The following is a 7,071-nucleotide window of genomic DNA, read 5'->3' on the forward strand; positions in this document are numbered from 1 at the left end:
CAATGGGGCCACCGCTCTTCAGCGGTGGAAGGCCCGAGTACCGCGCGAACCTGAGTCCCGGTCGCCTCGCTTCAATGGGGCCACCGCTCTTCCGCGGTGGAAGGGCGACTGGCGCGACCAACGCGGCGACCTTCACGGTGCTTCAATGGGGCCACCGCTCTTCAGCGGTGGAAGGGAACCGGGGGCACGGGGCTTGGGCGCGTGAGAAGGGCTTCAATGGGGCCACCGCTCTTCAGCGGTGGAAGGGCAACGGCTACCGCGTGCCCCGGCGCGTCCCCGCGCGCTTCAATGGGGCCACCGCTCTTCAGCGGTGGAAGGACATCCTGCCGAAGTGGCAGGAATTCGGGGGGTTAGGAGGGGGATTGCGAGCGGTCCTCCGGATCGGGGGGCCGGGGGCCGATCGAGGCGGGCTGCCCTGGGGGGATCCTCGCAGGTTTGGTGTGCGATTTCAAGGGGCTGCGGCTGGCGCGAGCGGTCCCTGGGCGGGGCGCGCCACCGGAGCGCTCGCGAGGTTACCATCCAGCCCTCCCGGGATCGAGGTCAGGCCACGATCGCGTGGCGCTCGGGGTGGGTGTACGGCCGGCCGAGGGCCGTGATCGAGGTGGCGCCTCGGCCCTCCACCGGGCCCACGTTCACGAAGAGGACCTGATCCTCGTCGTGGTGCAGGAGCTGGCCCAGGCCCGCGCGCAGCTCCACCAGCTCCCGCGGGTTCAGCTCGCACTGGAAGACGGAGAGCTGCAGGTGATCTCCCCAGCCGCGCATCAGCTTGAAGACCTTGCGCAGCCGCTTCGGGTCGCAAATGTCGTAGGCTACGATGTACGTCTGGCGCATGCTCACCTCGTCCGGAAGGGAGGGTACTCCGTGATCTCGCCCGTGAGTACCCGCCCGAGCAGCCGAGCCTGGACCTCGAGGACCCGCCGGTAGCTGATCCGGTAGCCAAAGATGGGGTGGGTGACGAGCTGGTCCATGCGCCGCTCGTAGGCGAGGGCGAGGTCTCGCCGCGCCGTGGCGCTCATGTTCACGCCGGCGGCGGTCTCCACGAAGTCCCTGCGGCCGACGATCTCGTTGTTCACCGCGCCGAGGACCACCGAGTCCGCGATCAGGGGGCGGAACTCCTCCATCAGATCGAGGGCCAGGGCGGGCCGCCCGAAGCGCGGCTGGTGATAGAAGCCGAGCAGCGGATCGAGGCCGGCGGTCACCACCGCCAGCGTCAGATCCTTCGAGAGCAGGGAGTAGGTGTACGAGAGCATCGCGTTCAGCGGATCACGGGGCGGCCTCCGGTTGCGCCCGGCCAGCAGGAGCTGCTCGTCCACCCGGGCCCGCTCCGTCAGCATCGAGTTGAACTGGCCGAAGTACGTGCGCGCCGCCGTGCCCTCGATCCCCAGCAGGCTCGCGAGCTCCTCGGCCTCGAGCGCCTTCCTCGCGAGCTGGTTGAGCTCACCCAGGGCCACCGCGTTCGGCTCCCGCGAGTTGCGGCGGAGCAGGGTGCGCGAGTTGAGGATCTTCGACTGGACGAAGCCGCGGGCGAGCCGCAGGCAGAGGGCCGGATCGGAGGCCGCGGCGTGCTGGGCCACCCGGAGCTCCACGTTGCGGGAGTCGTGCGCGACCGCGCGCCCGATGAACCACCCCCCCAGGGAGAAGAAGCTCACCGGGATCCCCCGCTCGAGCAGGGCTCGCAGCGCCTGGGTCGTGAGCTGGACGTTGCCGAACAGGCACACCTGCGAGGTGTTGGAGAGCCTGGCCTCGACCACCCGCTGATCCTTGCGCCGCACCTCCAGCCGCTCGCCCTTCAGGCCAACGTACGCGCCCTGCTCCTTCACATAGAGGGGCACGCGGTCATCCCGTGCGGGGTGCAGCCGCCGGAGCTCGCGGTCACCGTCCTCCCGTGGTTCGGGCGCCGGCTGCAGCGGGCCGAGGCCCCAGGGGTCGTCGCCGAGCTCCTCCACGTCGTGGTGCTCGAGCTGTTCCATGAAGGTCGGCGGAGCCGGGGGCTCCTCCCTCGCGCCGTCCCGCAGGAGGTTCACCTCGTCGGGGAGGCAGATCGCTACCAGCGAGCACCCGTTGCACTTCGGGCTGTCGGCCAGCGGTGGCGGGATCGCGCCCAGCTCGACGAGCGCGCGGGCGCGTACCACCGCGGCGAGCGTGGCCTCCACCAGCGGCTCGTCGATCGCGATGGGGACCCGCTGCCGATCGGCGGCAAAGTAGAGGTGCCCCTCCTCGCAGCGGAAGCCGTGGTCCCGCAGGACGAGCACCTGCGCGCAGAGCTGCACCCGCTCCGGCAGGTAGGCCCCCTCTGGCACCGAGGGCCGCTTGCCGCGCTTGTACTCGACCGGGACCACCGTCCCGCCCTCCACGTCGACCACGTCGATCTTGGCCGTGATGCCCAGGCGCTCCGACGAGAGCCACACCGCGCGCGCCGTGTAGGGCGGCGGCGTCGAGGGCGGAGGCGCCTCGTCCTCGCCCTCGTCCTCCTCTCCCTGGTCGGCGGCCGCCCGATCGGGCGGGCCCGGCGGGCGCTTGGGATCGGCCTTCTTCAGCGGGCGGGGCTGGTCGGCCCGGCGGTGCACCGCCCGCCCCTCCACCGTGAACTCGTTGTCCTCGAACTCGCTCTGGACCCACTCGAGGTACATCAGCCGCTCGCAGTAGGTGACCTCGTTCAGCATGCGCGCCGGGACCAGCGCGGGCGGGGCCCCGGGCTCGAGCGAGCGGCGCCGCAGGTACTTCGCGTGCGGGCCGGCCGGCTCGGCCAGCGCCGCGGACTCGGTGGAGGTCATGCCGTTCTCCTACGAGCCGGGTCCCCCCGGGCTCCCCTCGCGGCGTCGGCGCGAGGGCTGCCGCAGGATCGCATCCGCTGCGCGGGCGCGCAAGGATCTCCGGCCAGCGTGCGCGGGCCGGGCCGGGGACGGGCGGGGCGGGCCGGGGCGGCGTCCGCGCTTGCGGACGGGGTGCCGCGTGACGATCCCGAGGCGAGGAGTGCGTGACGCGACGCGGCAGGGGCGGGGGGCAGACATTCATGGGCCGAGCTCCGCCCGGGTGGGGGTTGACGAGGTCGCGGAGCGGGGCGAGGCTCGGGGCGCGAGGTCGATGTGGGAGCGAATGGTGCGAACGCAGATCGCGGGGTTGGCGGCGACACCCTCTTGCGGAGGCAGTGGCGGCGATGACGCAGGCCCACGCCGCGGCGGACTACGCGAGCTGGTTCGGGCGCTTCGCCGCCCCGTCGGGCGCCGCCGCGCTTCGGCCGCGCCAGTGGCAGGAGGCGCTCGCCCGCGACGCCACGCCACGGTCGCGCGTCATCAGAATCCCGACAGGCTACGGCAAGACGCTCGGCGTGCTGGGCGCGTGGCTCTACCATCGCGTGGAGCGCGACGACGATCGCTGGCCCCGGCGCCTCGTCTGGGTGCTGCCGATGCGCGTGCTCGTCGAGCAGACGGCCGGCGAGGTGCAGGCGTTCCTCGCGCGCCTGGGCTGCCTGTGGGAGCCCGGCACGGACCACCGTGGCAAGGTCGGCGCGCACCTGCTGATGGGCGGCACGGATCCGGGAGGCGAGTGGAACCTCTACCCCGAGGAGCGCGCCGTCTTCCTTGCGACGCAGGACATGGCGCTCTCGCGAGCGCTGAACCGCGGCTACGCGGCGCCGAGGGCGCGATGGCCGATGGAATTCGGTCTGCTCAGCCAAGACGTGCTGTGGGTGCTGGACGAGGTGCAGCTCATGGACGTCGGGCTCGCGACCAGCGCACAGCTGCAGGCTTTCTTCGACGAGGACGCTGGTCGCGCGCTCAGACCGAGGGTGAGCTGGTGGATGAGCGCGACGCTGCAGCCGACGTGGTTGCGAAGCGTCGACACCGCGGCGCGCCACGGCGAATGGGTGGCCAGCGCCACACAGCTCGAGCCCGCCGCGCTGCAGTCGGGCCTCGCCACGATAGCGAAGGCGCTCGACTCGGCGTCGATCGCGGCGGACGACCACGCGGGGTTCGCGGCTCTGATCCAGGAGCGCCATCAAAGGATCCCCGACAGCGACGCCCACGGCCGGATCACGCTCGTCGTGTGCAACACGGTTGAGCGCGCGACCCGCACGTTCGAGGAGCTCGAGCGGCTCGACGCGACCAAGGACCTTCGCCTCGTACACAGCCGATTCCGGCCGCAGGAGAGGGCCGCGTGGACGAGCGAGTTCCTCGGCCGCCACGCGTGCAGGGCCGGCGCGGAGCGCATCATCGTGGCGACGCAGGTAGTGGAGGCAGGCGTTGACATTAGCGCGACCTCGCTCGTGACCGAGCTGGCGCCGTGGCCGTGCCTGGTTCAGCGTTTTGGCCGCTGCTCCCGCTACGGAGGTTCCGGCAGCATCGCCGTCGTGGAGCGCGGGCGTGACGAGAAGACATCACGGCCGTATGGCGTGGGGGAGATGGAGGCCGCGATCTGGGCTCTTCAGGCGCTCAGGAAACGCGGGCTCGACGCAAGCATTGGCAACCTCGAGGCGTTCGAGAGACAACTAAGTTCGGCGGAGAGGGAGCACCTCTACCCATACCGCCCGCGGCAACTCCTCCTGCGGCGAGAACTGGATGAGCTCTTTGACACGACTCCGGACTTGACAGGTGCAGACATCGACGTAAGCCCCTTCATCCGCAGCGGCGACGAGCGGGACGTCTCCGTCTTCTGGACAGCGATTCCGCCAGCCAACAAGGACCGACCCGCTCCCGCCCCGCCGCGGGACACGAAACCATCGCAGCGCGAGCTGTGCAACGTCCCGTTCCTTGCGGCGCGAGACTGGCTCTGCGGCACGGAGACGAACGAGAGGCGCCAGCCTCGCCTGCGCGATAAGTGTCGTGCGTGGGTTTGGGACTGGATTGACGGCGAGTGGAAGGTCGCCGAGAGGTCCGCGCTGGTACCCGGGCGCGTCGTTTGCGTAGCCGCCGATACGGGTGGCTATCGGGAGGACGGCGGATTCGACCCGGGTTCAAGAGCGTCGGTGGCGGTCGTGCCCGCCGTGCCGCCGTCTGAACAGGACGGCGCGGACGACGACGAAGCCGGGGAGCAACTGAGCGCGGCACGGGCCTACAAGACGATCGCGACCCACGACGCCGAGGTGGGTCGCCTGGCTGCGGAGATTGTAGGTGGCCTCGTCCCCAGCCGGCTTGCCGAGCTGATTCAGTTGGCCGGGAGGTGGCACGACCTCGGCAAGGCTCACCCTGCGTTCCAGGGGATCATCCAGGCTCGGGGACCTTTCGCCGAGCGCGCCGACCTGGCGAAGGCCCCCAAGTCTGCCTGGCAAGCACCTTGCATGTATCGTCTCCCCACGGGCGAGGCCCGGCGAGGGTTCCGCCATGAGCTGGCGAGCTGCCTTGCGCTCTTCGCAGTGCTCAGGCGGTACGCCCCCGGTCACGCTGCGCTGCTCGGGCCGCACGCGGAGTTGCTCGAACTCACTGGAGACGGCGCGGTGCCCGAGCCGGAGGCGGACCGTGCCATCGCGACATCTCTCGAGCGTCAGGTGCTCGACTGCGCGGCGGAGGAGTTCGATCTCCTCGCCTACCTCGTCCTCTCGCACCACGGGAAGGTCCGTGTAGCCCTGCACGCGGCCCCGAGAGACCAAGAGTATCTCCCCCGCGACGACCGAGGGCTGCCGATACGTGGCGTCCGTGAGGGCGATCAGCTGCCAGCCATCTCGCTGGACGGAGTCGCACCGATGCCGCCCCTCCGCCTCACGTTGGCGCCGGCCGGGCTTGGCCTGTCACCGCAGACGGGCCGGAGTTGGCGCGAGCGCACGGCCTCGTTGCTCCGCCGCCACGGGCCCGGCCCCCTGGCCTACATGGAGGCGCTGCTCATCGCGGCGGACCGCCGCGCCTCCAAGATGGTCACGGCGGATCCACTGCTTGGAGAGCGTGACTCAGACGGTGCGTCGTGACCTTCCATCTCCATCATCTCCATGGGTGCACGCCGACTCCGCTCGCCTACTACCTCAAGGCGATCGGCATCTTGCGCCTCGTCGCTCAGCAGAAGGATGCCGATGCTCGCGGCCTCTGGAGGGACCAGCACTTCTGTCTCCTGACGCGACTCGACACTGCGGCTCTCGAGAGGTTCTTCCTCGAAGAGTACGCACCAACGCCGTTCGTTTCTCCCTGGAACAAGGGCTCGGGATTCTATATCGCGAACGACGAAGGTCTCGGCCCTGTCGAGCGCTCGACTGCACCACGGTTCGAGCCGTTCCGCCAGGGGATCGCCGCTGCTCGGCCGCAGCTTGGCGCAATCACTCGGGCTGACGCCGAAGTCCGCCGGCTGAAGGGCCAGACCAAGAAGACGAAGAAAGGAACGAAGCCCGAGCGATCCAAGGAAGATCCTGAGTTCAAGGCCGAACTGCTAGTCGCGAACAATGAGTTCAAGCGGCTCAAGGCGGACCTGTTCGTTCCGTTCGCGCTAGTTTGGCGGGGGCTGCAACGCGAGTGGATGGATGCGGCGATGGTGCTGTCACCCGACGGGCAGCCGTCGTGGCCAGCTCTGCTCGGCACTGGCGGAAACGACGGGCGACTCGACTTCACCAACACCGTCATGAAGCGCCTGGGCGATCTGTTCGACCTCGGCTCGGCCAGGGGCGTTCCTCGCCCCGGCGCCCTTGCGCTCCTGCAGAGTTCGCTCGTGAGCGCGCCTGCTGCGGCGCTGGTGGACGCAGCGGTTGGCCAGTTCTTGCCGGGATCGGCGGGCGGAGCGAATGGCACTACGGGACCGGAGGCCTCCAGTCGAGTCAACCCCTGGGACTTCGTCCTCATGTTGGAGGGGGCCGTGGCGTTTCGAGGGCAGGCCACCCGTAGACTCGGGGTGCAGGGCGACTTGCGTGCGGCGGTCCCGTTCGCAGTGACTGCCGGGCCGGTCGGCCACGGAACCCGCGGACGGGAAAAGGCGACCCGCGGCGAACAATGGATGCCTCTCTGGGAACGTCCTGCGAGCTGGCAGGATGTGACCGCGCTCTTCTGCGAGGGGCGGGCGCAATTGGGCCGTTCGTCGGCCCGGCGCCCCCTGGACTTCGCCCGAGCGATCGCGAAGCTGGGAGTCGCTAGAGGCCTGAGTGGCTTCGTGCGCTACGGG

Annotated in this window: 4 protein-coding genes and 1 CRISPR repeat array; of the genes, 2 read left to right on the forward strand and 2 right to left on the reverse strand. The window is 70.2% G+C overall.

All coding sequences use genetic code 11. The annotated features are described in order from the left end of the window. Nucleotides 1–319: direct repeats of the CRISPR family, unit length 32 nt; unit sequence CAATGGGGCCACCGCTCTTCAGCGGTGGAAGG. A 221-nt stretch (nt 320–540) separates the two neighbouring features. Both cas2 and cas1 read right to left on the reverse strand, forming a co-directional pair. Next, complete coding sequence (cas2, locus tag IT371_30180) at nt 541–831, reverse strand: CRISPR-associated endonuclease Cas2 (protein MCC6751960.1); 291 nt, start codon at nt 829–831, stop codon at nt 541–543. 2 nt (nt 832–833) lie between these two features. After that, nucleotides 834–2,774 (reverse strand): CRISPR-associated endonuclease Cas1, encoded by a 1,941-nt coding sequence (cas1, locus tag IT371_30185; protein MCC6751961.1) that lies wholly within the window; start codon nt 2,772–2,774, stop codon nt 834–836. A 383-nt stretch (nt 2,775–3,157) separates the two neighbouring features. On the opposite strand from cas1, the gene IT371_30190 reads away from it, so the two are divergent. Both IT371_30190 and csx17 read left to right on the forward strand, forming a co-directional pair. Beyond that, complete coding sequence (locus IT371_30190) at nt 3,158–5,896, forward strand: DEAD/DEAH box helicase (GenBank protein MCC6751962.1); 2,739 nt, start codon at nt 3,158–3,160, stop codon at nt 5,894–5,896. Continuing rightward, on the forward strand, nt 5,893–7,071 hold a 1,179-nt coding region (gene csx17 / locus IT371_30195; protein MCC6751963.1), incomplete at its 3' end, for a type I-U CRISPR-associated protein Csx17. The genes IT371_30190 and csx17, both read left to right, overlap by 4 nt.

The organism is Deltaproteobacteria bacterium (assembly GCA_020848905.1).
Classification (GTDB): domain Bacteria; phylum Myxococcota_A; class Polyangia.